Consider the following 653-nt stretch of genomic DNA (forward strand, 5'->3'; position numbering starts at 1 on the left):
TACTTGCAGACGCCGTCAGCCGGACGCGACACCCGGCATCGTGATGGACGCCGGGCTGGTCCCGGCGGCCTTGCGCCACCGGGTCGCCCGCACCGCCGCGGTCGTCAACGCCTCCAGTGCCGACGTCCGCAGCGCCGGGTCGTCCGTCCGTTCCAGGACACCGCGCCACGCGGCACACGTGTCCTGCTCGACAGCGACGAGCGCCGCGAGCGCGGACGGCCCGTCGGAGACCGGGGCCGGCGGCAGGTAGGCGGCGGCGGGAGGGGTCGGCGTCGCGGCGTGGTCCCGCAACCAGCGTTCGGTCGTGTCCCGACGCGCCCGGTGCGCGTTGGCACCCTCCGCGACGGCCGCGGCCTGGTCGCCCAGGAACGCCGACACCATGCCGTAGGTCCACAACGCCGCGTGCTCGGTCCCGAGCGCGGTCTGAACTGCGTCCACGTTCACGCGAGCACCTCCCGCAGCGACGCGCAGCCCGCCGCGACCGAACCGACGAGCCCGGCGCGGTAGGCGGGCAGCGAGGCGACGGCGGCCGAGGCGTCGCGAACGGACTCGTCGAGCGACGTCCGCAACGCCGCCAGCGGATCCGGCGGCGTGGGCGGCGTGGTGGGGGCCGGCGGCACCGTGGACGACAACGGCGGCCGTTCCCGGTCGAC

Annotated in this window: 1 protein-coding gene and 1 pseudogene; both read right to left on the reverse strand. The window is 76.4% G+C overall.

Translation table 11 applies throughout. The features are described from left to right. Positions 1-15: 15 nt before the first annotated feature. The gene (locus tag B0F77_RS46530; RefSeq protein WP_245849578.1) at positions 16-444 is read right to left on the reverse strand and encodes a ferritin-like domain-containing protein; all 429 of its coding nucleotides are present in this window, start codon (positions 442-444) and stop codon (positions 16-18) included. Further along, positions 441-653, reverse strand: a pseudogene (locus B0F77_RS48865) (DUF4439 domain-containing protein); the annotation flags it as partial. The pseudogene B0F77_RS48865 and the gene B0F77_RS46530, both read right to left, overlap by 4 nt.

The organism is Lentzea kentuckyensis (assembly GCF_002150765.1).
Lineage (GTDB): Bacteria > Actinomycetota > Actinomycetes > Mycobacteriales > Pseudonocardiaceae > Lentzea > Lentzea kentuckyensis.